At 57.9% G+C, this 22,831-nt stretch carries 22 protein-coding genes and 1 pseudogene; 6 read left to right on the top strand and 17 right to left on the bottom strand.

Annotation, left to right across the window (positions count from 1 at the left end; all coding sequences use genetic code 11):
* Positions 1-84: 84 nt before the first annotated feature.
* The 3 genes from ACSAMW_RS08250 (at position 85) to ACSAMW_RS08240 (ending at position 2,266) form a co-directional block, all read left to right on the top strand.
* Positions 85-1,416, top strand: coding sequence for a DEAD/DEAH box helicase (locus ACSAMW_RS08250; RefSeq protein WP_500593494.1), 1,332 nt, complete (start codon positions 85-87; stop codon positions 1,414-1,416).
* Between the two features lie 93 nt (positions 1,417-1,509).
* Positions 1,510-1,887 (top strand): transcriptional regulator, encoded by a 378-nt coding sequence (locus ACSAMW_RS08245; RefSeq protein ID WP_500593493.1) that lies wholly within the window; start codon positions 1,510-1,512, stop codon positions 1,885-1,887.
* Between the two features lie 256 nt (positions 1,888-2,143).
* Positions 2,144-2,266 (top strand): PA1414 family protein, encoded by a 123-nt coding sequence (locus ACSAMW_RS08240; RefSeq protein WP_267874401.1) that lies wholly within the window; start codon positions 2,144-2,146, stop codon positions 2,264-2,266.
* A gap of 147 nt (positions 2,267-2,413) precedes the next feature.
* Here the strand turns inward: ACSAMW_RS08240 and ACSAMW_RS08235 are convergent, their stop codons facing one another.
* The 3 genes and pseudogenes from ACSAMW_RS08235 to ACSAMW_RS08225 all read right to left on the bottom strand — a co-directional run.
* A complete protein-coding gene (locus tag ACSAMW_RS08235; RefSeq protein ID WP_500593492.1) occupies positions 2,414-3,160 on the bottom strand; it encodes a hypothetical protein in 747 nt (248 codons plus the stop codon).
* 56 nt (positions 3,161-3,216) lie between these two features.
* Positions 3,217-3,990, bottom strand: a complete 774-nt coding sequence (locus tag ACSAMW_RS08230; RefSeq protein ID WP_500593491.1) for a hypothetical protein — start codon at positions 3,988-3,990, stop codon at positions 3,217-3,219.
* A gap of 356 nt (positions 3,991-4,346) precedes the next feature.
* Positions 4,347-4,658 (bottom strand): annotated as a pseudogene (locus tag ACSAMW_RS08225) (transposase); the annotation flags it as partial.
* A 257-nt stretch (positions 4,659-4,915) separates the two neighbouring features.
* Here ACSAMW_RS08225 and ACSAMW_RS08220 point away from each other — a divergent pair.
* Positions 4,916-5,500 carry a hypothetical protein gene (locus tag ACSAMW_RS08220; protein WP_500593490.1) on the top strand — a complete coding sequence of 195 codons (585 nt, stop codon included), beginning with the start codon at positions 4,916-4,918 and terminating at the stop codon, positions 5,498-5,500.
* A gap of 819 nt (positions 5,501-6,319) precedes the next feature.
* A complete protein-coding gene (locus ACSAMW_RS08215; RefSeq protein ID WP_500593489.1) occupies positions 6,320-6,907 on the top strand; it encodes a tRNA-uridine aminocarboxypropyltransferase in 588 nt (195 codons plus the stop codon).
* Positions 6,908-7,027: 120 nt separating this feature from the next.
* Here the strand turns inward: ACSAMW_RS08215 and ACSAMW_RS08210 are convergent, their stop codons facing one another.
* From ACSAMW_RS08210 to minC, 11 genes are all read right to left on the bottom strand, one after another.
* Entirely contained in the window at positions 7,028-7,681 is a 654-nt protein-coding gene (locus tag ACSAMW_RS08210; protein ID WP_500593488.1) for an HAD family hydrolase, read from the bottom strand.
* Between the two features lie 18 nt (positions 7,682-7,699).
* A complete protein-coding gene (locus ACSAMW_RS08205) occupies positions 7,700-8,689 on the bottom strand; it encodes an ABC transporter ATP-binding protein (RefSeq protein WP_500593487.1) in 990 nt (329 codons plus the stop codon).
* A 1-nt stretch (position 8,690) separates the two neighbouring features.
* Positions 8,691-9,488 (bottom strand): ABC transporter permease, encoded by a 798-nt coding sequence (locus tag ACSAMW_RS08200; protein ID WP_500593486.1) that lies wholly within the window; start codon positions 9,486-9,488, stop codon positions 8,691-8,693.
* On the bottom strand, positions 9,475-10,317 hold the full coding sequence (locus ACSAMW_RS08195) for an ABC transporter permease (protein ID WP_500593485.1): 843 nt from the start codon (positions 10,315-10,317) through the stop codon (positions 9,475-9,477). The genes ACSAMW_RS08200 and ACSAMW_RS08195 overlap by 14 nt, the downstream gene beginning before the upstream one ends.
* 22 nt (positions 10,318-10,339) lie before the next feature.
* Entirely contained in the window at positions 10,340-11,422 is a 1,083-nt protein-coding gene (locus tag ACSAMW_RS08190) for an ABC transporter substrate-binding protein (protein ID WP_500593484.1), read from the bottom strand.
* A 278-nt stretch (positions 11,423-11,700) separates the two neighbouring features.
* On the bottom strand, positions 11,701-13,869 hold the full coding sequence (locus tag ACSAMW_RS08185; RefSeq protein ID WP_500593483.1) for a mechanosensitive ion channel domain-containing protein: 2,169 nt from the start codon (positions 13,867-13,869) through the stop codon (positions 11,701-11,703).
* Positions 13,866-15,155, bottom strand: a complete 1,290-nt coding sequence (locus ACSAMW_RS08180; protein ID WP_500593482.1) for a M18 family aminopeptidase — start codon at positions 15,153-15,155, stop codon at positions 13,866-13,868. Before ACSAMW_RS08180 ends, ACSAMW_RS08185 begins: the two co-directional genes overlap by 4 nt.
* An 862-nt stretch (positions 15,156-16,017) precedes the next feature.
* A complete protein-coding gene (locus ACSAMW_RS08175; protein ID WP_500593481.1) occupies positions 16,018-16,653 on the bottom strand; it encodes an RluA family pseudouridine synthase in 636 nt (211 codons plus the stop codon).
* Positions 16,654-16,716: 63 nt separating this feature from the next.
* Complete coding sequence (minE, locus tag ACSAMW_RS08170) at positions 16,717-16,971, bottom strand: cell division topological specificity factor MinE (RefSeq protein ID WP_168084773.1); 255 nt, start codon at positions 16,969-16,971, stop codon at positions 16,717-16,719.
* On the bottom strand, positions 16,968-17,783 hold the full coding sequence (gene minD / locus ACSAMW_RS08165) for a septum site-determining protein MinD (RefSeq protein ID WP_500593480.1): 816 nt from the start codon (positions 17,781-17,783) through the stop codon (positions 16,968-16,970). The genes minE and minD overlap by 4 nt, the downstream gene beginning before the upstream one ends.
* 137 nt (positions 17,784-17,920) lie before the next feature.
* Entirely contained in the window at positions 17,921-18,676 is a 756-nt protein-coding gene (gene minC / locus ACSAMW_RS08160; protein ID WP_500593479.1) for a septum site-determining protein MinC, read from the bottom strand.
* Between the two features lie 120 nt (positions 18,677-18,796).
* On the opposite strand from minC, the gene ACSAMW_RS08155 reads away from it, so the two are divergent.
* Positions 18,797-19,735 carry a lipid A biosynthesis lauroyl acyltransferase gene (locus tag ACSAMW_RS08155; protein ID WP_500593478.1) on the top strand — a complete coding sequence of 313 codons (939 nt, stop codon included), beginning with the start codon at positions 18,797-18,799 and terminating at the stop codon, positions 19,733-19,735.
* A gap of 6 nt (positions 19,736-19,741) precedes the next feature.
* Here ACSAMW_RS08155 and ACSAMW_RS08150 read toward each other — a convergent pair whose 3' ends face one another.
* From ACSAMW_RS08150 to ACSAMW_RS08140, 3 genes are all read right to left on the bottom strand, one after another.
* Positions 19,742-20,596 (bottom strand): pirin family protein, encoded by an 855-nt coding sequence (locus tag ACSAMW_RS08150; protein ID WP_500593477.1) that lies wholly within the window; start codon positions 20,594-20,596, stop codon positions 19,742-19,744.
* Positions 20,597-20,744: 148 nt separating this feature from the next.
* Positions 20,745-21,521 carry an MlaA family lipoprotein gene (locus tag ACSAMW_RS08145; RefSeq protein ID WP_500593476.1) on the bottom strand — a complete coding sequence of 259 codons (777 nt, stop codon included), beginning with the start codon at positions 21,519-21,521 and terminating at the stop codon, positions 20,745-20,747.
* On the bottom strand, positions 21,514-22,812 hold the full coding sequence (locus ACSAMW_RS08140; RefSeq protein WP_168084767.1) for an alpha/beta fold hydrolase family protein: 1,299 nt from the start codon (positions 22,810-22,812) through the stop codon (positions 21,514-21,516). The genes ACSAMW_RS08145 and ACSAMW_RS08140 overlap by 8 nt, the downstream gene beginning before the upstream one ends.
* Positions 22,813-22,831 lie beyond the last annotated feature (19 nt).

Below are 22,831 nucleotides of genomic sequence, written 5' to 3'. Positions count from 1 at the left end.
CATTGGGTGCATCTCGCTCGCTTGTCAGCCCCGGCTCCGCTACCCTATGCCGTCGTTCCATGTTCCCCTTCGAGGTCAGTACCCGTGTTTTCCCAATTCGCCCTTCATGAACGCCTGCTCAAAGCCGTGGCCGAGCTCAATTTCGTCGAGCCGACGCCTGTGCAGGTCGCAGCCATTCCGCCTGCGCTCGAAGGGCGTGACCTGCGGGTAACGGCCCAGACCGGTAGCGGCAAGACCGCCGCCTTCGTGCTGCCCTTGCTCAACCGCCTGATCGGCCCAGCGCGTCCGCGGGTGGATATTCGCGCGATCATCCTGCTGCCTACCCGCGAGCTGGCCCAGCAAACCTTGAAGGAAGTAGAGCGTTTTTCCCGTTTTACCTTTATCAAGGCAGGCCTGATCACTGGCGGCGAAGATTTCAAGGTGCAGGCCGCAATGTTGCGCAAAGTGCCGGACATCCTGATCGGCACACCCGGCCGCCTGCTGGAACACCTCAATGCCGGTAACCTGGACCTGGCTCAGGTCGAAGTGATAGTGCTGGACGAAGCCGACCGCATGCTGGATATGGGCTTTGCCGAAGATGTAAGCCGCCTGTGCGACCTGTGCCCTGCACAACGCCAGACCTTGCTGTTCTCGGCGACCACCGGCGGCGCGGGCTTGCGTGACATGATCACCAAAGTGCTGAAAGACCCAGAGCACCTGATGGTCAACAATGTCAGCGACTTGAGCGACACCATCAAGCAGCAGGTCATCATGGCCGACCACAACGCGCACAAGGAAGCGATTGTGCAGTGGCTGCTGGCCAACGAAACCTACCGCAAGGCCATTGTGTTCACCAACACGCGCAGCATGGCTGACCGTGTGTATGGTCATCTGGTGGCCAAGGACTTCAAGGTTTTCGTACTGCACGGCGAGAAGGACCAGAAGGATCGCAAGCTGGCCATCGAGCGCTTGAAGCAGGGTTCGGCAAAAGTCCTGGTGGCCACCGATGTGGCCGCCCGGGGCCTGGACGTGGAAGGCATGGATCTGGTCATCAACTTCGACCTGCCTCGCAGCGGCGACGAATACGTGCACCGCGTAGGCCGTACGGGGCGTGCGGGTAACGAAGGCATGGCCATTTCCCTGATCTGCCATGGCGACTTCAACCTGATGTCCAGCATTGAGCGCTACCTGAAGCAGCACTTCGAGCGCCGTACCATCAAAGAAGTGAAGGGCACCTATACCGGGCCTAAAAAGCTGAAGGCCTCCGGCAAAGCCGTTGGCGTGAAGAAGAAAAAGGCGGACAAGGACAAGAAGAGCGCGGCCAAGCCCAAAGCCAAGGCCACACCCAAGCGCAAGCCAAATGCACCCAAAGCCGAAGGTGCTGGCTTGTCCAGCCAGGACGGGCTGGCTCCGCTGAGAAAGCGCAAACCTGAGTAAACCCTGTTGCCTGGAGTTGACCGAACGGTCACTTCCAGGCTCGGTCACAGTTAGGCATGCCACCTCCACACCCTTTTCTGGAGTTACCGCACCATGCCTACCTACAACTGGGACTTGATCGAGCGCCTGCTGCATAAGGTGCAGGCCACTGCCGGCGAACGCTTCGACGCCCACGGTCACGCTGAGGAACTGGCCCGCACACAGGCTGCCGAGGGCGCCCAGCCTGAAGCCCTTGATACCCTTAAAGCCGCTGCTAGCGAATACGAAGTGTTGCTTCTAGAGCGCGGCTTTATCGAGGGTGGAACAGAGCAGGGCTATCAGCTCACCACCAATGGCGCCCGCTTGCTGGCCCTGCTGGACAGCAGTATTCCCGACAGCGAGCACCCACGTGATGTGCTGGATGAACAGGATGACGCACTCGATCCGCTGACCTTCGTGGAACTGGCCGCCAAAGCCCAGGTAGCGCCTTGAGGGAACCACTGTTTCCCTAGGCAGGTCATCCCTACATCGACAGAAACAGACGTGCGGCCCTAAAGGGGTCGCCAGGGATGCCGATACAGGGGCGAGTAGGGTTCACTCGCAACATCGGCCGCTACAGGTAGGGTATGCCCTCCTTAGCGACGTTTAGTCACACATGAATCAATGCGTGAAACCATTCCCTGGCTTATGATCAGACAGTAACGGCACATGCGGTCGCCGTATCGGGCAAGTCCCAAGGGGGCGTGTTATGCAAGGCAAACTCTTCAACTGGCTACACGACCTGGCCGTGGCGCTAGGCCTCATCCCACCCATGCAACCTATTCCTATTCCTGCAGAAGACGAACGCAAGCGGCGTCAGCCTCGGCGGTAACAGGCAGCGGCGAGCGGCCTAAGGCTGTTGTGCTTTGAAAATGAGGCATAAGAGGTCTTGAAAAGCCGGAGCGCGCGCTTTGTTCAAGTCGCCGCGCAGCCCTATGTTAGGTGTTCGCGGCCAGCAGGCCCAAGGCCTGCCGGCGGGTCATTCTGGGTCGGGTATGTCCTCAAACCCTTCATACGCATCGATAATACTGTAGCGGCCGTCTTCTTCTAAGCGGGTCAGAACGTACAGACCCACGCCGAAATAGGACGCGGGGTAGTCAGCGGTGCTGACTATTTTCAGTCCGATATCCTCTATACCATCACCATCCATGTCCCCTCGGCCTTGAATGAACACCGTTTGCCGGGCGCCGTTGAGTTTAATAACAGCGCGGTGGTCATTTTTTTCTAAGATTTTAAAGGTCCGGTCAGATTCCGCCCATGTGGCATCGGGTCTTTCTTTCAAAACTGCATTCAGTTCGCTGAGGCTGGCATTCATCCCCAGGCGGTAAGGTGCCTTGTTGATCGTTTCCTTAGTGAAGAAATCGGTTGGAATAAAACTGGTTTTAAAAGGTTTTGCCTGATAGTTCAGCTTCGCTGCTACACAGTCCGCAGTAAGACTGGTATAAAATTGCGTGTCCACTACAGACGCCGGATTGAAAAAGCGTTTGGAGGTGCCCAAAGTTTCCAATACTTCCAAACAGTTAGTCATGGGGCTGGGGTGGCCTATTGCCAAAAAAGGGTAATCAAACTTCTTTGCTAGGCTAGTTTTAAGTATTTTTTTCGAATGGGTGTCAAAATTGCTACCGTGCACAACGATAGTGCTTACTGGAAATATTTTTTTATTTATTGATAAATCATGGGCAGGTGTAGTTGCAAGTAATAATAAAGCGGGGAGCAGTGTCAGCATGATATAAAGAAAAATTGGGTGGATGAGATGCGTGTTTTTTATGGATTAAGTAGATATCAGGGCCCTCCACCAAATCCATCATAAGACTCCAGAACGATATAGTCACCTTTAGGCTGAAATCTGGTTAAGACCCAAAGGTTGGTGGTGAAATAGTTCGACGGTGGGTCCATCGTATTCGTGATTTTCAAAATTATATCCTCGATGCCATCACCGTTTATATCACCTCTTCCAACCATTTTTATATGCTGTCTTGCACCATTTAGTATCAGTGTTACATTGTAGTTGTCATGTTTTTTTAGCTGAAGTATCGGCCCGGAATCAGCCCATTTTGCTTCAGGGTGATCGTGTAGAAAATGCTGCTTTTCATAATAGCTGCTATTTAGCCCTAGCGCGTAGGGCGCCGATTTCAACATGCTCTCATCAATTGGGTTTTTTGAGATAAAAGTAGTTTTTGAGTGCTCAGCGTTCAGATTGAGTTTTGCTGCAATGCAGGTGCTGGTAATATCAGTAAGTGTGGGCGTTTCCCATTCCTTGCTTGGCTCTAGGTAATGCTGTAAAGAGTTTTGCAGCTCAAGCACTTCTGTACAGGTTTTTAATGGTTCAGGATGACCCTTCGTGCTGAAAGCCGCATAAAAGGGGCGATCGAGCATGACTTCTAGGGCTTTTCTAGAGGTTAACGGCACTGATGAGTAGGTTATTTCTGGAAGGTCCAAGCCGGCAACTTCTGGGGGAATAAGATCTCTGGCGTTGGTTTTCTGGAATATTGATGCGAGAAGCATTAAGCAAAATAAAAATCTGCGTTCTGGATTAGGTTTGATTTTTGTTATCATGCCAGCAAAAAATTCTTATAGTTATAAAGTATTTAATTATCCTGTGCTTCGTATTTTTATTGGTTGTAATTCGATTTCCTGGGCCTTCATAAAAAGCATTATTATATCACTTTTGCGGAAATTTGAGAGTTGGTATTGGTGGGGCTGGATCGCGGCTTCTTGCCAATTTGATTCACCCTGCATAAGTCTGATCGGACGTTTCGCCCTGGATGGTATCGAATTTTATATAAGCGTCAAAATCCATTTTTGGTCCTTTAATTAGCACCTGTTGATTTAAATTAAAGCATGGTTATTTCATTTTGGTAGGGTGTAAATTATTTCAAAATGCTTATTTGTATTAAATTGTTTTGGTTCGTAATTGCCGTGGAGTCAGTCATCCACGTCTGTACATCCATTAGCCATTGTTCGTTGAGCCGTATATGGCGGCGTTGGAGCATCAGGCCAAAGGTGCCCGAGTTTCGCCAATCACGAAAGCGTTGATAGACCGTCGACCAAGGACCAAACCGCTCGGGCATATCACGCCAGGCAACGCCCTAACAGAGCGCTCATAGGATGCCGTTGAGCGTCGGGCGATCATGAGCACGAAGGCGCCGGCTGTATCGCGGCGCAGAGAAAAGCTCTCCCATCAACGTCCAGGATTCGACTAAAACTTCGTAGCGGGTCGCCATCAAAGAAGCCTTCCTTGGTGCACGTAAACTCTGCTGATTGTATGCGTAGGTGCTGGTTTAAATAGTTACAATCAATTTCGTACAAAGCCTAGCACCTCAGCTTGCCATTTTAAAAACTACGTATAAACTATCCCGCGGGAAGGTTTCTCGGAACTAACTAAGCTCTAAAGGTTCTATTGGGGCAGGTATAGCAAGCGATGCATGGAGTAAGCACATGGATCGCATTAAGAACTATTTTTTAGATTTTAAGAAATTGCATGGCAATCACCTCAAAAATGGTTCGATTATGGATCGTGATAGATCGTTCTATAGAACGAGGTATTCTTTTTAGAAAGCTGGAGGGTCACCTTGAAAGTCTCGCCGCCTATGGTTCTGGGCTGCGCAGAGAAAATTCAGTAAAAAAAGCATTAGGGATATCTACAAAAAGTTATTTGAAAACCGGCGAAATCGCTGGTTATGCGGAAAAAATCGACGGTGTGGCAAGGGCATCTAATCTTATCAAAAAAGGGACTTATGTTGGTACTGCGCTAGATGTCGGAGCTAGCGCGCTGAAAATTAGAAAAGCCTGTTCTGAAGGAAGAGAAGATCAATGTACTAAAGCTAAATATGTAGAAAGCTCTTCATTTGCATTGGGCTTAGGCGGTGGGATGGCGGGAGGAGCTCTTGGGGGGACTGCTGCTACCTTCGGCTGCGTAGTATTTTTAGGCTTAGCTACTGGAGGTGTCGGCGCACTTGCTTGTGGGGTGCTCGGTGGAGCAGTAGGAGGTTGGGCGGGCGGAGAAATAGGTAGTGATATGGGCGAAAGTTTTGGTGAGTATATTTATGGAAAAACACTACAATGATCAAAATACCTTTGGGCCTTCTAGCAGGGGTTATCGGCATACCAATGATATTAACTGTTTTGTGGCTAATATATGTTGTTTTTAGGTATACAGAGATAGCTGAGAGTTTAATGCCTCGCAGTAGCTTTGTAGAGGCTAATAAAAATGCCTACTCCCAAGCGGGTTTGGTCGGGAAAATCTTCCGTAATGGTTTTTTGACTTTGGTTTTGCTCACCCCAGAGCTGTGTGCAAAGAGGGGGTTGGTAAACTTGGAAGACGTCAGGAGATTTTCACCCAGCTTGAAAAGCCGGCTAATGGTTTCGTGGGGGTTGTGTGCCGTGTTTTTTATTGCACTCATAGCATTATGGTTATATTCGAAAATTAGGTGATACCATATAAGTAAGGGTTTTGAAGACAGTCATGCGGTAACATTATAGCGGCTAGGGCCATCCGAGAGAGGTAGCCATAGTGCCGAGAACGAGAGTGCCGAGAACAAGGTAGTTGAAATACGGCGCATACCCATCGAAATGGATACTGCTGAGCCAACTATGGAATCTAGGCCAGTGTTTTTCGGCCCTCAGGAATGTAATAGCTTCGGTTGATATTTTCTTCTCGATTTTCAACTGCGGAATGCATGACCCTACGATTCTTCAAACCCCCTTTTCCCAAAAGGCTGGTAGTGGCCCAGGTGATGTGATGCATATATTCGCGCAGCTATGCGACCATAGTGCGAGCCAGTACAAGGCTAGCGTTTAGGTGAACCCGAAGTTGGATTGCCTCTCATGCAGCCTCCAGGCCACTCAACGCTGCCGCACTCTTCAAGTTTCCAAAGGACGTTTCATGCCCCGCCTACAGTGCCCTCGCTGCCAGCGGCCAGAAGGCCATTGCCTCTGCTCGTTGATCCCTAGCCTGCCAAGCAGCACGCGGGTGTTGATCCTTCAGCACCCCAGTGAAGCCGGGCATGCCCTCAATACAGCCCGCCTGGCTCACCTGGGCCTGAACAACAGTGAGCTGGTCATTACCGAACTCGTAGACCCTGCGCTTTGGTCGGCACATGAAGGGGAGGCCTGCGTGCTGTTCCCTGGAGAAGGCTCACAACTCCTACAACCGAGTTCAGGCAAGGCGATTCAGTTGATTGCGCTGGATGGCACCTGGCGTAAGGCGCGCAAGCTGCTGCACCTCAACCCGGCGCTGGCAGCGTTGCCCAGGGTATCCCTTGCTCAGGTGCAGCCCACACGCTACCGGCTACGCAAGGCCCCGGGGCCCGAGGCGCTTTCAACAGTCGAAGCCATTGTGCAGGCCTTGGAGGTGATGGAGGCGCCAACTTCATTCCAGCCCTTGCTGGCACCCTTCGAAGCCCTGATAGACGGGCAGATTCAGGCCATGGGGGACGCGGTGTATCAGCGTAACCATGGGCATGGGGCTTAACACTCGTTCATGGCATACCCGCTGTGGGACCGGTCGCAGCCGCAGGCGGAGGCCGGGAACCTGCCAACGCCTATTGCACGCTATAGGCCTGGCCGGGCTAGATCAGAAAGGCTGCGCGTTTTATTTCCAATACAGTACCGGCCAACCCATGGCCTCAGCCCGTGCCTTCAGTATCGGGTCAGGATTTACTGCGTTTGGCCGGCTTACCTTTTCCAGCAAGGGCAGGTCATTGCGTGAGTCTGAGTAGAACGCCGCGCCTTCTAGGCTCTCGCCCTCAGCCGCCAACCAGTCCAGCAGGCGGGCAACTTTGCCTTCGCGGTAGGTGAGGGTCCCTTGGGTCTGGCCGCTGTACACGCCATGGGCGATGTGCAGGTCGATGGCCAGTACTTCGTCAATGCCGATGCGGTCGGCAATGGGCTTGACCAGGTGCACCCCGGAGGCCGAAATCACCAGCAGGCGGTCACCGGCCGCGCGGTGCTGGGCGATACACCGGGTGGCGTCACTAAAAATCAGCGGTTCAATCACATCCTCCACCCAAGGGCCTACCAAGTGGTCTACCTCTTCTTCCGTTCGGCCCACCAATGGCTCCAACGTGAACGCCATATAGTCCTCCATGGCCAGTTCACCACGGCTGTAGGCGTCCATCAGTTCAGCGTCCTTGCGGATGAAACTCTCAGGGTCGACCCACCCCAGGCGGGCCATTTGCGTGCTCCACAGGGAGGAGCAGTCGCCGTCGATCAGGGTTTCATCCAGGTCAAAGATAGCCAGGGGCATTGCGGTATTCTCCAGAATTCAGGCGACGTCCCGTAGGGCGGCCGCAGCGATGTGCAGGCGTACGCGCGTACCATTGGGGTACAGGTCTTCAGCCGCGCGGTTCAGCACGTCCACTACCAGGTCCACCTCATGAGCACGCACACGGTAGCGGATCACGCTGCCTAGCAGGCTATGGCTCAGAATCTCACCCTGGCCGCCAAGTTCCGGAAACAGCTCGATCGCCTCGGGCCGAATAGCTTGGCGGGTGGCTACTTCACGTTGCACCAGGCGGCTGGCCGCAGCGGCGTCGAGCACATTGTAATTGCCGATAAAACCCGCGGCGAAGGCATTGGCCGGCGAGGTGTACAGGCTTTGGGCATCACCGCTCTGAACAATCTGGCCCTCATTCATGAGGAAAATGCGGTCGCTGAGGGTCAGAGCTTCTTCCTGGTCGTGGGTCACGAAAATCGTGGTCAACCCCAGGCTTCTCTGGATGTCCCGTATCTGCTCGCGCAAGTGTTTGCGAATACGCGCGTCCAGTGCCGACAGCGGCTCGTCCAGCAACAAGAGGCGAGGGCGAGTGACCAGTGAGCGTGCAAGCGCTACCCGTTGAGATTGCCCGCCTGACAGTTGGTGCGGATACCGGTCGGCAAAGGTTTCCAGTTCCACCATGCCGAGCGCTTCTTGCACACGGGCCCTGATGGCCTCCGTGCCGACCTTTTGCATGCGCAGGCCAAAAGCTACGTTCTGCGCCACGGTCATGTTGGGGAACAGGGCGTAACTCTGGAATACCATGCCAATGTCACGCTTCTGTGGAGACAGCGGCACCAGGTTTTGGCCATTGAGCATGATCTGGCCCGCATCCACGGGCGTGAGCCCGGCAATACAGCGCAACAAGGTGGACTTCCCGCAGCCCGAAGGCCCCAGCAGGGTCACGAACTCGCCCTTGGCGATCCCGAAGTTTATGTCGGCGAACACAGAGGTAGGGCCGAAATTCTTGCGCAGCGCATTAACCGTCATGAAGCTCATGTCAGGGGCGCTCCTTGTTCAGCCACGTGGCCACCCACGTCAGCATCAGTACAAAAAAGAAGTAGGAAATGACCAGCGCACTGTTGAAGTGGCCGCTGCTGTTACGCATGTTATTCAGGTACACCTGCAGGGTTTCATACCGTGTACCCACCAGCAGGTTGGCGAACACGAACTCACCGAACAGGAAGGAAAACGATAGCAACAGCGCCACCATCAGGCCTTTGCGCAGGTTAGGTAGCACCACTTGCCACGCCGCCTGCCAGGGGCTGGCACCGAGCAGTTGAGCCGCGTCCATCAGGTCTCGCAGGTTGATCGCCTGCAGGTTGTTGGAAATGGCGCGGTAGATAAAGGGCAGCGCGACCGTGAAATAGCAGCCGATGAGTACCCAGGGCGTGCCCGTCATGGCCAGCGGGCCGGAACCGTAGAGCTGCAGCAGCCCAACTGAAGACACCACGGGTGGCACGGCGAACGGCAGCAGGATGAGCATGTTCATCAGCCCGTCCAGGCGCGGAAAGTGGTAGTGCACCACAAACAGCAAGGGCAGGATCAGCACCACTGCCAGCAGCAGCGCCCCTAGGCATACCAGCAGCGAGTGCCCAAAGGCCGCCAAAAAGCGGGGGTCAGTCCAGAGTGCCACATACCATTTGAACGTCAACCCGCTGGGCAATAGCGTGGCAGACCAACTGGTGGCCAGGGAATACAACAGGGTACCTGCCAGCGGCAGCACCAAGATCAGGAACAACGCCCATACCACCAGGCGGTGGTAGAGCGACGCAGGCGTGGGCTTAGCGGCGGCCATGGTAGCTCCTGCGCAGTATCCATTGGTGAACCACGGTAACCAGCGCCATCATGGCCACCAGGATCATCGCCAGGGCGCTGGCCAGGTTCGGGTCCAGTGAAATATCCCCGGCGACCATGGCGGCGATGCGGATGGGCAGCACGTTGAAGTTGCCCGTGGTGAGGGCATACACCGTGGCATAGGCGCCCAGGGCATTGGCCAGCAGAATCACAAACGTACCCAGCAGCGCTGGCATCAACACCGGCAACGCAACCAGCCGCCAGTACTGCCAGGGGCTGGCACCCAGCAGTGAAGCCGCCTCGCGCCAGTCCTCCCGCAAGGCGTCGAAGGCGGGGTAGAGCAGCAGTACACCCAGTGGAACCTGGAAGTAGGTGTACACCACGATCAGGCCAACCTTGGAGTACAGGTTGAAGTCGGTGAGCAGCCCACTCTGCTTGAGCAACAGGGTTATAGCCCCATTGAAGCCCAGCAGGATGATAAAGGCGAAGGCTAGCGGCACTCCGGCAAAGTTGCTGGTCATGTTGGCAAAGGCAGTCACGAAGTTGCGCAGGCGTGAATCCACTTGGCGCAATGAGTAGCTGCCTACCAAGGCGATGATCAGCCCGAACAGGCTGGACCACAGACTGATCTCCAGGCTGAACTGCATGGCCTGGCGGTAGAACTTTGAATTGAAGGCCTTGGCGAAATTGGCAAGGCCCCAGCCGCCCGCCCCCTGCACGCTGTTGAGGGCGACCCAGGCCAGGGGCGCCAGTTGAAATACGATGAAGAACGCGGCAAAGGGTAGCAACCAAAGGGTTGCCAGCCATCTGCCGCGAGGCCGGTTGCTCACTGTCACACTCCCGGCAGCAGTGCTATTGCTTCATCTCGGTAATCACCTGCTCGTTCCACTGCTGCGGCAGGGCTTTTGAGCTTTTTTCCCAGGCCGCCGCATCGGTGATGGGCTTCACGCGCTTGTACTGCTCGGCTGGCAAGAGCTTGGCGGCCACGTCAGGCGGCAGTTTCACGTGGTCGGCACGGATAGGGCGAGCGTAGCCCGCCGCCAGGTTGATCTGCCCTGCATCGCTGAGAATGTACTCGCGTGCTAGCTTGGCCGCGTTGGGGTGCTTCGCGTATTTGTTGATGAGGGTCGTATAGCCGGAAATCACAGAACCATCAGCTGGGATCAGCACGTCAAAGCGCTTGGGGTCGATCTGGTCCCTGTAGCTAAGGCCGTTGAAATCCCACACCACACCCACTTCGATCTCGCCTTTTTCCAGGGTTTGAATAGTAGGGTTAGCCAGGGAGAGCCGGCCCTGCTGGGCCAGTTTGGTGAACAGTGCCAGGCCAGGGGCCAGGTTGCTTTCGTCGCCCTTGAACGCAATGGCCGCTGCCAACACACCATTGGCGGCTTGGGCAGCAGTGCTCACATCGCCAATGGCGACCTTGTAGGTGCCGGTCTCCAGGTCTTTCCAGGTTTTAGGCGCGTCAGCTTCCTTCACCAATTGCTTATTGATGATGAAAGCGATGCTGCCGGTGTAGGCCAGCATCCAGTGGCCGTCGGCATCCTTGGCCCACTCGGGGATCTGTGCCCAGGTCGTGGGTTTGTAAGGCTGGGTCACACCTTGGGCCGCCGCAATGGGCCCAAAAGCGGCGCCCACGTCACCGATGTCGGCGCTGGCGTTGTCTTTCTCGGCTGCGAACTTGGCCACTTCCTGGGCCGAGCTCATGTCCGTGTCCATGTGCTTGATGCCGTATGTTTTGGCCAGGTCCGCCCATGTGCCTTTCCAGTTGGCCCAGGCATCGGGCATGCCTACGCTATTCACTTCACCTTCTTTTTTTGCAGCGGCTTCCAGGCTGGCCAGGTCATCGGCGGCCACGGCCTGGTTGCCCAGGGCCAGGGCCGCCCCCAGCACAGAAGCAAGGCACAGTGTCTTGAACGTAGGCTGTTTCTTCATGAATGGCTCCAGGCGAGTGAAAAGTGCAGGCCAGCCTAGGGGTGCTGTATGACCGTTTGATGTCGCACGCCCCAGCGCCGTTTCGCTACCAAGCGTAGACCAGGATGGTGCCTAGCGTGCAGAGAAGGGTGACGCTGTCACGGTTCTGTAAACCGCCCCTGTCACGCTGCTGTGAACACGCCAGGGAGCACTGTAATGAACGAGTACGAAGAGGCACTGCTGGAGCAAGGCGCCGACGCCTGCGAGCCTGCAGATGTCGACGACGATGCTGTCGAGCTTTAAGTCTTGATGGCAGGCGGCCCGGCATGCACCACCTGTACGCTTAGGCGCGGTGTGGCCAGGTCCAGGCCTGCGGCGTCCAGGGTACGTTTGAGCAGCAGGTTGAAGGCTCGGGAAATCTCCCACTGTTTCAACGGCGCTGTCTTGAAACGGGCACGCAGTACGGCAGAGCCTGAGTCAAAGCTTTCCACACCCTGAAATTCAAGCGGCGACCAGATCTCCCGACGCAGCAGCGGGTCGCTGTGCATCTTCTGTCCCACTTCGCGCATCAGCTTGATGGCGTCATCAATACCAACCGTGTGGGGGATGTGTACGCGGAAAATGGCGTAGCCGAACTCCCGGGAGTAGTTCTTGATGCTCTTGATTTCGCTGAATGGAATAGTGTGCACGATCCCATCGATGTCCCGCAGGCGGACAGTGCGAATGGTCAGGCCCTCCACGGTGCCCAAGTGCCCGCCCAAGTCCACGTAGTCATCGATGGCCAGGGAGTCTTCCACAATGATGAATAACCCGGTAATCAGGTCAGCCACCAAGGATTGTGCCCCAAAGCCGATGGCCAGGCCGATCACACCGGCACCGGCCAGCAAGGGGGTCACGTTCACCCCCATATTGGCCAGGGCCACGATGCCAGCGATTACAAAGATGGTGACGAACAGCACGTTGCGAATCAGCGGCATCATGGTCTGGGCACGGGCATTGGCCAACCCTTTGCGCGAGCGCGCCAACCCATGCTGAATGCCGGTATCGGCCAGGATCCACACCAGCCACGCGGTCATCAGCGTGCCCGTAAGCCCGAACAGGCGCAGGCTGAATTCATGACCGCTGCCTTCCGTGAAGCGAATAACCGATAGCCCCCACACCCGCAGGCCCAGCTCCACAAACACTACCCAGACGAAGATATGCACCAAGGTGTAGAAGAAACTCTTCAACCGCTCGGCATAGGCCTCCTGGCGGCGAGGCCCTTTGCTGGGTTTTTGTGCCTGGCGGCTGACCAGCCCGTTAATGACCATGCATACCACCAGCAGCACCGTGCATAACAAGGACTGGCGCAAGGCAGTGCTGGCATCGCCTGCTGAAATGAACGTGGCCACCAGGGAAACGCCCACCAGTAGCAGAGCTGGCACGTACCAGTAAGTGCCTAGCACTTCGAGGGTGTCGGTCATGGCACGGCGGTGCAGCCGTCGCTCCAACGGCTGGTTGCAGATCAGGTGTGCGATGGGGCGGCGGAACCGCAGAATGAACAGGCCGCTGAAAATAGCTGCAAGTACGTTGGCCAGTGCCGCAGCGCTGTGGGCCAGATGCACCCCCAGGCCATCGACCAGCCGAGGGTCGCTGAGCGCCTCGCCGAATGCAGCGCAACTGCCGATCAGCCACATGGGCCGGAAGGCCCGGCGGCGCAGGATATACAAGGCACGATGACGGTGCGGGCCGTCCAGCAGCGAGAAGGCAATGACGCAGATAGCTGCAAAGCAGGTGCCCACCACCAGCGCGTAGGCCACCACCAGCGCCAGGTCCTTGCCCAGGGACGAGGGCACCATGTAGCCAACGCCCAGGGTCAGCCCCAGCGCCACCAGCCAAGGGCCTATCTTGCGCAAGGCAAAGCGCAGCAGGTCCCAGGTTTTTGGGTGTTGGGGTAGCTCTTCGGTCAGGCCGAAGCGTTCGCGCATGCGATGGCTTAGCCAGTTCAGGGCATATGCCAGCAGCGCCCAGGCCAGAATGGTCAGGGCAAATACCAGGATGACCGTGCTCTGGTCAGCGAAACTGGTGGAGCGTTCAAGTAGCTCATCACGTGCCAGCGACAATTCGTCCAGCCACTGGTGCAGCGGGCTGTCCTCGCCGGAAAACTGCCGTTCCAGTGTACGCACGGTGCCGCCGAGAAACCCTACCACCCCCTCTTCCGGGGTGGGCTTGGATTTGGCGCTAGCCTCGCGCAGCTGCTTAAGGTCACTGAGCAGCTTGGCACGCTGGGCGTCGTTCTCCAGCGTCGCGATCACTTGGTCCAGTGACTGGTCCAGGCTCTGGGCAGGCGCTTCTGCCTTGGTGGTGCCGCCCAACAGGCCAGGCAAGCCAGCGGCCTGGGCGGAAGGGGTACAGGCCAGCAGGCACCACAATAGCGCGCCAAGGGCATGCGCCCAGAACAGGCGCCGCCCTTGTACCTTGGCCGTCACGGAAGGGCTCGGGCGGCGTAGAACGCGCTCAGAACCTTCACCAGGTGTGCCAGGTCATGGCTGCCTGCCAGTTCCCGAATGGAGTGCATGGCAAAGGTAGGTACACCGATGTCCACGGTTCGCACGCCCAGGCGGCTGGCCGTAATGGGGCCGATAGTGGAGCCGCAGCCCATGTCGCTACGCACCACGAAGCTTTGTACCGGTACTTCTTCGGCCATGCATAGGTGGCGGAAGAAACCGGCGGTTTCGCTGTTGGTAGCATAGCGCTGGTTGCTGTTGACCTTGATCACCGGCCCGGCATTGAGCTTGGGGCCATGGTTGCCGTCGTGTTTGTCGGCGTAGTTGGGGTGTACCCCATGAGCATTGTCGGCAGACACCAGCAACGAGCGCTGAATGGCCCTGACGTAGTCGTCGCCATTGGGCAGCAGGCGCTGAAGGGTTTGTTCCAGCAAGGGGCCGTCGGCGCCACAGGCCGAGCTGGAGCCGACCTCTTCGTGGTCGGTGCATATCAGCACACAGGTTTCATCACCCTCAGCCTTGAGCAGCGCTTGCAAGCCTGCATAGCAGGACAGCAGGTTGTCCAGTCGGGCGCCGGCGATAAAGTCTTCGTGCAGGCCCACTACGGCAGCGGGTTGGGTGTCGTAGAAGCTCAACTCGTAGTCGAGTACCACATCGGCAATCACGTCGTGTTCCCGCGCCAGTTGCTCGGTGAGCAAGGCACGGAAATCGAATCGCTCGCTACCGGCCACCTGGGCAAGTATGGGCGGGAGTTCGTTCTGCGCGTTGATCGCCCAGCCTTCGTTGGCGGTACGGTTCAGGTGAATGGCCAGGTTGGGGATGATCGCCAGTGGCACACGGAAATCCACGAGTTGGCTGGCCACGCGCCCGTCCTGGCGGAAGGTCACACGGCCGGCCAGGGACAGGTCCCGGTCGAACCAGGGGGCTAGCAAGGCACCGCCATAGACTTCAACGCCCAGTTGTAGGAAACCGTGGCGTTGCAGTTCGGGCTGAGGCTTGACCCGCAGGCAGGGGCTGTCGGTGTGCGCGCCTACCAGGCGCAGGCCCTCGGTGACGGCCGACTCTTTACCCAGGCGAATGGCGATGAGCGAAGAATCATTGCGGGTCAGGTAATAACGCCCCCCGGGTATGGTGTTCCAGCGTTCGCGTTCGTCAAGGCGCTGATAGCCTGCTGCGTCCAGGCGCTTGGCAAGGCTGGCGGTGGCGTGGAAGGGTGTAGGCGAGGCCTTGAGGAATTCAATCAGGCCCTGGTTCAGGGTGTCGCGCATCGGGGGGCTCCTGGCAGCAATGGCGCGAGTCTATCGCATTCGGCTGCCTAGCGGGGTGAACAGGCCTGTAAGCAGCCTTCCCGGTCTACGCCTGCGGCTACGCCCGGTCCCACAGGGGCACGTCTGGATTTTTGTAGGAGTGGGCGAAGCCCGCGAATAGGGCCTGTAAGCCGCCTTCCCGGTCTACGCCTGCGGCTACGCCCGGTCCCACAGGGGCACGTCTGGATTTTTGTAGGAGTGGGCGCAGCCCGCGAATAGGGCCTGTAAGCAGCCTTCCCGGTCTACGCCTGCGGCTACGCCCGGTCCCACAGGGGCACGTCTGGATTTTTGTAGGAGTGGGCGCAGCCCGCGAATAGTGCCTGTAAGCAGCCTTCCCGGTCTACGCCTGCGGCTACGCCCGGTCCCACAGGGGCACGTCTGGATTTTTGTAGGAGTGGGCGAAGCCCGCGAATAGGGCCTGTAAGCAGCTTTCCCAGTCTACGCCTGCGGCTACGCCCGGTCCCACAGGGGCACGTCTGGATTTTTGTAGGAGTGGGCAAAGCCCGCGAATAGGGCCTGTAAGCCGCCTTCCCGGTCTACGCCTGCGGCTACGCCCGGTCCCGCAGGGGTACGGCTGGATTTTTGTAGGAGTGGGCGAAGCCCGCCAATAGGGCCTGTAAGCAGCCTTCCCGGTCTACGCCTGCGGCTACGCCCGGTCCCACAGGGGCACGTCTGGATTTTTGTAGGAGTGGGCGCAGCCCGCGAATAGGGCCTGTAAGCAGCCTTCCCGGTCTACGCCTGCGGCTACGCCCGGTCCCACAGGGGTACGGCTGGATTTTTGTAGGAGTGGGCGAAGCCCGCGAATAGGGACCGTAGGCAGCCGTTAAAACGGCGCCGGGCATTGGAAGCGTAGGCGCTCGCCGGTAGCCGGATGACTGAAGGCCAACATCGAGGCATGCAGGCACAGCCGTGGTGCGGCGTCCAATGCAGCACCTTCAGCATACAACCTGTCACCCAACAGCGGGTGGCCAATGCTTAGCATGTGCACACGCAGCTGATGCGACCGCCCCGTGACTGGCGTGAGCTCCACGCGGCACCACTGGCCATGGCGCTCCAGCACTTTCCAGAAGGTCAGCGCGTGCTTGCCCTGTTCGTGGTCCACCACATGCCGTGGCTTGGTGGGCGGGTCGTAGCGCAGGGGCAGGTCGATACTGCCGCTGTCCAGTTCAGGCTGGCCCCAGCACAGGGCGGTATAGGCCTTTTCGGTTTCCCGGTCATGGAACTGACGGGACAGTTCACGGTGGCTGTGGGGGTCGCGCGCTAACAGGATGATCCCCGAGGTTTCCCAGTCCAGCCGATGAACGATCAGCGCCTCCGGGTAACCGTTTTCCTGCAGCCGGGTGATCAGGCAATCCTTGTTGTCATCCGCCCGGCCGGGCACGGACAGTAGCAGGGTGGGCTTGTCGATCACCAGGAAGGTAGGGTCCTGGTGCAGGATGCGGATGTTGGACAGGGGCATTGCACTGGTCTCTGAAAACACACGCGGCGACCCATGGGTCGCCGCGCCTGTAGCAAACCCGGCTTAACGGTCGGGCAGGGTGATGTTGAGTTCGAGGATCGAACAGCTGCCTTGGTTCTCCAGGGCAACCTGTACGTCATCGCTGTCGATACTGACATATTTGCGAATCACTTCGACCAGCTCTTTCTGCAAGGCAGGAAGGTAGTCTGGAGTCGCCCGCTGACCGCGCTCGTGCGCCACGATGATCTGTAGACGCTCCTTCGCGACCGAGGCGGTGCTCGCCTTTTTACGGTCTCGAAAGAAGTCGAAAATATTCATTCACGACCTCCGAAGATGCGTTGAATCCAGCCTTTTTTCTTCACGTCCAGGAACCGATGTTCGACGGTTTTGCCCAGCAGGCGGTCCACGGCGTCACTGTAGGCCTGGCCGGCATCGCTCTGCTCGTCCAGGATTACCGGCACGCCCTGGTTGGACGCCTTGAGCACGGCTTGGGATTCCGGGATCACGCCCAGCAGCCGGATGGCAAGGATTTCCTCAACGTCTTCGACGCCCAGCATTTCACCCTTGCTGACGCGCTCCGGGTTGTAACGGGTCAGCAGCAGGTGTTCCTTGATAGCGTCTTCGCCTTTCTCGGCGCGGCGCGACTTGCTGGCCAGCAGGCCCAGCATGCGGTCCGAGTCCCGCACCGAGGACACTTCCGGGTTGGTGACCACGATGGCTTCGTCTGCGAAGTACATGGCCAGGCTGGCGCCTTTCTCGATACCTGCCGGCGAATCACAGATCACGTACTCGAACTCTTCCTTGAGCTCGTTCAATACCTTTTCTACGCCGTCCTGGGTGAGGGCGTCCTTGTCACGGGTCTGGCTGGCGGCCAACACATACAGGTTCTCAAGGCGCTTGTCCTTGATCAGGGCCTGCTTGAGCGTGGCCTCGTTATTCACAACGTTCACGAAGTCGTACACCACGCGCCGCTCGCAGCCCATGATCAGGTCCAGGTTACGCAGGCCGACGTCGAAGTCGACGATAACGGTTTTGTGGCCGCGCAATGCCAGGCCGGTGCCAATGGCAGCGCTGGTGGTGGTCTTGCCCACACCACCCTTGCCGGAAGTAACCACGAGAATCTTGGCCAAGGTGTATCACCCCTAATGAAAAAAGGACGTTGAGTCCTTGAAAACGTGAAGATGAAGATCGAGTACTTATGGATGTACGTACTACGTAACTGCGCCGCCATGCAGACAACTGCGCATAAAATGGCGGCAAGTATCCGTTAAAGGCGGGTGATGTTCAACACATCGCCACTGAGGCTGATCTGCACAGGGTTCCCCCAGAGTGGCTCGCGCCGCAGGTCCTCGGCCACCTTGTACTGGCCTGCGATTGACACCAGCTCTGCCCCCAGTTGCTGACAGAAGATACGCGCCCGGGTATCGCCTTTTACACCTGCCAATGCCCGGCCCCGCATCGGCCCGTAGACATGGATGTTGCCGTCGGCGAGAAGTTCCGCACCCGAACTTACCGATGAAATGATAACCAGGTCGCAACCCTGGGCATAAATCTGCTGGCCGCCCCGCACGGGTGTTGTAATCACCCGAGTGGGCTGCGTAACAGGTTTGGGTGGCGCTTCCACTACAGGCGGTGGCGCTTCCACAATCGGTTTGCGTTCTTCTGCCAACTCCACCGGCCGCTCACGGGCATTGGAAGGCGGCAGCACCGGCAAGTCGATAGCGATCGCGGCGGCAATGTCCTCAATGCGTGCAGCGCGGATGGCCAGCGTGCGCAGGCCGTGGTGGCGGCATACCCGCATCAAGCCCGGCAGGTCGATAGGGCCACCATTGGCAGGCAACTTGTCGAGCGCCAGTACCAGTGGCGTGTTGCTGAAGAAGTTAGGTGCCTGGGCCACCTTGACGGCCAATTGGCGGTCAAGGCCTTCAAGGTCATTGCGAGCCAGCTCCAGCACGGTGATGGCCAGCATGCTGCCCTTCAGTTGGAACACGGCGTCAGGCTGCTGAGGTTCGGTTTGGCTCATGGTCGGCAAATGTCGCCTTGTCGCGAAAAGTGCCGTGACTTATAGCGAGAACGCTTGCCAGCCGCAAGCCATGCGCAACCCATGTAGAATGCGCAGCTTTGCCTTTGCCCGGATTTCTTCATGCAACGACCGCACTTTCGCCGAGCCTTTCTGCACCCCCGTTTCTGGCCGCTATGGCTAGGCCTTGGGCTGCTGTGGCTGACCGTGCAACTGCCCTATGCTCTGCTGTTGCGCCTAGGTAGTGCCTTGGGGTGGGTGATGAGTATTTTCGCCACCGATAGGCGCCAGATCGCGGCGCTTAACCTGAAACTATGCTTTCCTGAACTCTCCAAAGGTCAGCGCCAGCAGTTACTGAAGGAAAACTTTCAGTCCACTGGCATCGCCTTTTTCGAGATGGCCATGAGTTGGTGGTGGCCCAAGGCACGGCTGGCTCGCCTGGCCCATATCGAGGGGCTTGAACACCTTCGCCAGGCCCAAGCCGAAGGAGAGGGCGCCATCTTGATGGCTGCCCACTTCACCACCCTGGAGATTGGCGCTGCATTGTTGGGCCAGCACCATACGATCGACGGCATGTACCGGGAACACGCCAACCCCGTATTCGATTACGTGCAGCGCCGTGGCCGCGAGCGGCATAACCTGGATGCGCTAGCCGTGGAGCGCGAGGACGTGCGTGGCATGATGAAGCTGCTGCGCAAGGGGAGGGCCATCTGGTATGCGCCGGACCAGGACTACGGCACCAAGCAAAGCGTGTTCGTACCGCTGTTCGGCATTCCCGCAGCCACCGTGACGGCTACCAGTACCTTCGCCCGGTTGGGCAAGGCCCGTGTCATTCCGTTTACTCAAGTGCGCCTGGCCGATGGCAGCGGTTATCGGTTGGTGGTGCATCCGCCGTTGGTGGCGTTTCCAGCCGATACCGTTGAAGAGGACTGCCTGCGTATCAACCAGTGGGTTGAACAGGCTATCCGTGAATGCCCGGCCCAGTACCTGTGGGCCCACCGCCGGTTCAAGTCTCGCCCGGAGGGGGCTTCTCGGATCTACCCCAAACGCACCAAGCGCTAAGCGCTGTCAGGCCGTCAGCCGGTTGGCGTGGAAATCACGCATGGCCTGCTCGATCTCTTCACGGGTATTCATCACGAACGGGCCGTACTGCACGATCGGCTCGTTCAGGGGTTTACCTGCAATCAGCAACACACGGCAACCGGCTGTGCTGGTGAGCGATAGCGCGCCTTGTTCAGACAGCCTTACCAATTGGCCCGCCCCGATGCCGTCGGCGTGCCCGCTGACGGTGACGCTACCTTCATAGACATACAGCAAGGGGCGATGGCCTTCCGGTACGCTGGGGCTCACTGACGCCCCTGCAGGCAAGTGCAGGTCCAAGTACAGGGGCTCTGTGTCCGGGCGTTGAACCACACCGGCCTGTTGCACTTGCCCGTCATCGAATTCACCCGCGATGACCACCACCGTTACCCCCTGGGCCGTCTGCAGGCGTGGAATATCGGCCGGAGGAATATCCCGGTAAGACGCCTCACCCAGCTTGGCCTTGGCGGGCAGGTTCAGCCACAGCTGAAAGCCACGCATCTCGCCTTCTTCCTGTTCAGGCATCTCACTGTGAATCACACCGCGAGCAGCGGTCATCCACTGAACGCCACCGCTGCCCAGCAGGCCCACATTGCCCATGTGGTCCTCATGGCGCATGCGGCCTTCGAGCATGTACGTCACGGTTTCAAAGCCGCGGTGAGGGTGTGGAGGAAAGCCGGCGATGTAGTCGTCCGGGTTCACCGAACCGAACTCGTCCAGCATCAGGAAGGGGTCGAACCGTTCGATACCAGGGCCGCCGAATACGCGAATCAAGCGCACACCGGCACCGTCCGAGGTGGGCTGGCCAACGTGGGTACTTAGAACCTTGCGAAGGGTGGGCATGGTATGGGCTCCAGATCAGAATGGGGCCATGGTATGCCGGCAGGCGTGATAGATGGGTGAGTTATTTGGAGGGAAATGATCGAGGTTTTCGATTTTGAATGAGTGTCGCGGGCTGGCGCCGGCTTTCCGGTGCCAGCCCGCGAATTCGTTATTCGCTCACTTGGAGCTTGCGCGCTTCGGTGTAGACGTAGCGCACTTTCTCGTACTCGAACGGTGAATTCAGCTGCCCATAGCGGAAGCTGGTGGTGTAGCGACGGTCCACGGCGCGTAGCAACAGGATTTCTGGATGGCGACCGCTTTCTTCGGACACGTTCAGGAAGTTGACTTGGGACTCGGCAGCAAAGTCGGTCAACAGGCCTGTGGTGTCACGCAGGTTGGACGGGCCGAAGATTGGCAACACTACATAGGGGCCTTCCGGCACGCCATAGTGGCCCAAGGTCTGGCCGAAGTCTTCGGTCTGGCGAGGCAAGCCGAAGTAAGTAGCCGGGTCCCATAGCCCTGCAACGCCTAAGGTGGTGTTCATCAGCAGGCGACCAGTGATGTCCAGGGAACGCTTGCCTTTGAGCTGCAGCAGGGAGTTCATCAGGTTGCTGATGTCGCCCAGGTTATTGAAGAAGTTGCTTACCCCTGTGCGCACGAAGCCAGGGGTGATGTAGCGGTAGCCGCGTACCACGGGCAGGAATACCCATTCATCGAACCGGTAGTTGAAGTGGTACACACGGCGGTTCCACGATTCCAGCGGGTCGTACACATTTAGCGCACTGAGGGTGGAGCGTTCGAACTCGCGCTGGTCCAGGCCGGGGTTGAACGTGAGTTGCTTGAGCGGCTCCTTGAAACCATCCGGGTCTGTCTGGGCCCGGCCGTCGTCGGCCTGGGCGACGCCTGCGCACAGTAGCGCGGCAATGAGCAGGGCTTGTTTAACCACGGAAGAACTCCAGGATAGCGTCGCTGTTTACATGGTAATTGAGGTTGCCGCAGTGCCCGCCTAGGGGGTAGAGCGTGAGCCGGTCACCGAAGGTCTTGCGCAGGAAACCGATGTCCCCAGGGCCCAGGATCACATCATCGGCGTTGTGCATGACCGCGATCTTGCTGCTGCTTTGCAGGTAGTCCTTCAGGCCGTACAGGCTCACCTGGTCGATCAATTGCAACACGCTGCCGCCGTCGGTACGGGCACGCCACATAGGGATGACTTGCTCGGTCATGTAGCAGTCGAAGTCACACTGCATGGAGCGGCGCATGAAGTCGGTGAGGCTGGTGCCTTCGCGGATCGGATATTTGGGGGGAATGATCAGGCCACGGCGGTTGATCAGGTCCGAGGTGAAGGCAATGTCCGCTGCCGAGAAGCGGAAGGACACGCCGATCAGCATCGCCATCTGCTCATTGGAGAGGTGCTGGCGGGATTGCTGGAAGTCATACAGCAAGGCTTCGTTAAGGTCGATATAGCCTTTTTGCTGGAAGTAACGGGTCAGCTTTTTCAGCACCAGCTCATAGAACGTGGTGCTGTTGTTGATACCCTTTACTTCGGTCTGGGTCAGCTTGTCCAGGTTGTTGATGGAGGTGTAGAGGTTCACCGGCGGGTTGAGCAGCAACACTTTCTTGAAGTTGAAGCTGCGGCGGGTTTCGTCTAGCTTGCTGACGAACGCGGCATCCAGGCCACCCAAGCTGTAACCGGTGAGATAGTAGTCGGTGACCTGAAGCTTGGGGTGCTGGGCGCGCACACCCTGCATGACACGGTACAGGTCTTCAGCGTCTTCGCTGCTGATGCCTGGCGTGGCAAAGCGCGAAGCAGCGCTGATAAAGTCATAGCTGGTCGGCGACGACAGTTGCACCACATGGTAGCCGGCCTGCCAGAACAGCTTTTTCAGGAACTCATTGAGCGAGCTGTCGTAGCGAGCGCCGGTCCCGGCAATCAGGAAGATCAACGGTGCTGCGTGATCCTGCTCGGCCAGGCGGTAGCGAAGCTTTTTCACCGGCCAGAAGTTGTCCGGCAGGATGAATTCGCGCTCCGGGCGAATGTTCAGGGTGTAGTCAGCCTGGTCGATATCGTCGTCAAGAGGCAGTTTGGGGCGCAGATCCGGCGGCGTAGAGGCAATAGTGGCCTCGAACGGGTTAGTCAGCGGAAAGCCGTAGCTGGCAGGATCGACGTCCTTGGCCAGCGAAAACGCACTCATGACAAGACCGCCTATCAAGGCAGCGAGGCGTATAAATCGAAGCATGTGATGTTTCCTGACGACG

It is taken from the genome of Pseudomonas sp. AB39(2026), from assembly GCF_059831485.1.
Note: the sequence above shows the minus strand (reverse complement) of the source record. Positions and strands in the feature narration are given on the sequence as shown.

Bases quoted from the DNA above. Each gene is read 5' to 3' on its own strand.
- ACSAMW_RS08175 (WP_500593481.1), bottom strand. From the start codon at position 16,653: ATGCCCCTGTCCAACATCCGCATCCTGCACCAGGACCCTACCTTCCTG.
- minC (WP_500593479.1), bottom strand. From the start codon at position 18,676: ATGAGCCAAACCGAACCTCAGCAGCCTGACGCCGTGTTCCAACTGAAG.
- ACSAMW_RS08200 (WP_500593486.1), bottom strand. From the start codon at position 9,488: ATGGCCGCCGCTAAGCCCACGCCTGCGTCGCTCTACCACCGCCTGGTG.
- ACSAMW_RS08245 (WP_500593493.1), top strand. From the start codon at position 1,510: ATGCCTACCTACAACTGGGACTTGATCGAGCGCCTGCTGCATAAGGTG.
- ACSAMW_RS08190 (WP_500593484.1), bottom strand. From the start codon at position 11,422: ATGAAGAAACAGCCTACGTTCAAGACACTGTGCCTTGCTTCTGTGCTG.
- ACSAMW_RS08230 (WP_500593491.1), bottom strand. From the start codon at position 3,990: ATGATAACAAAAATCAAACCTAATCCAGAACGCAGATTTTTATTTTGC.
- ACSAMW_RS08140 (WP_168084767.1), bottom strand. From the start codon at position 22,812: ATGCTTCGATTTATACGCCTCGCTGCCTTGATAGGCGGTCTTGTCATG.
- ACSAMW_RS08210 (WP_500593488.1), bottom strand. From the start codon at position 7,681: ATGCCCCTGGCTATCTTTGACCTGGATGAAACCCTGATCGACGGCGAC.
- ACSAMW_RS08150 (WP_500593477.1), bottom strand. From the start codon at position 20,596: ATGCCCACCCTTCGCAAGGTTCTAAGTACCCACGTTGGCCAGCCCACC.
- ACSAMW_RS08240 (WP_267874401.1), top strand. From the start codon at position 2,144: ATGCAAGGCAAACTCTTCAACTGGCTACACGACCTGGCCGTGGCGCTA.
- ACSAMW_RS08215 (WP_500593489.1), top strand. From the start codon at position 6,320: ATGCCCCGCCTACAGTGCCCTCGCTGCCAGCGGCCAGAAGGCCATTGC.
- ACSAMW_RS08205 (WP_500593487.1), bottom strand. From the start codon at position 8,689: ATGAGCTTCATGACGGTTAATGCGCTGCGCAAGAATTTCGGCCCTACC.
- minE (WP_168084773.1), bottom strand. From the start codon at position 16,971: ATGAATATTTTCGACTTCTTTCGAGACCGTAAAAAGGCGAGCACCGCC.
- ACSAMW_RS08220 (WP_500593490.1), top strand. From the start codon at position 4,916: ATGGCAATCACCTCAAAAATGGTTCGATTATGGATCGTGATAGATCGT.
- ACSAMW_RS08180 (WP_500593482.1), bottom strand. From the start codon at position 15,155: ATGCGCGACACCCTGAACCAGGGCCTGATTGAATTCCTCAAGGCCTCG.
- ACSAMW_RS08155 (WP_500593478.1), top strand. From the start codon at position 18,797: ATGCAACGACCGCACTTTCGCCGAGCCTTTCTGCACCCCCGTTTCTGG.
- ACSAMW_RS08235 (WP_500593492.1), bottom strand. From the start codon at position 3,160: ATGCTGACACTGCTCCCCGCTTTATTATTACTTGCAACTACACCTGCC.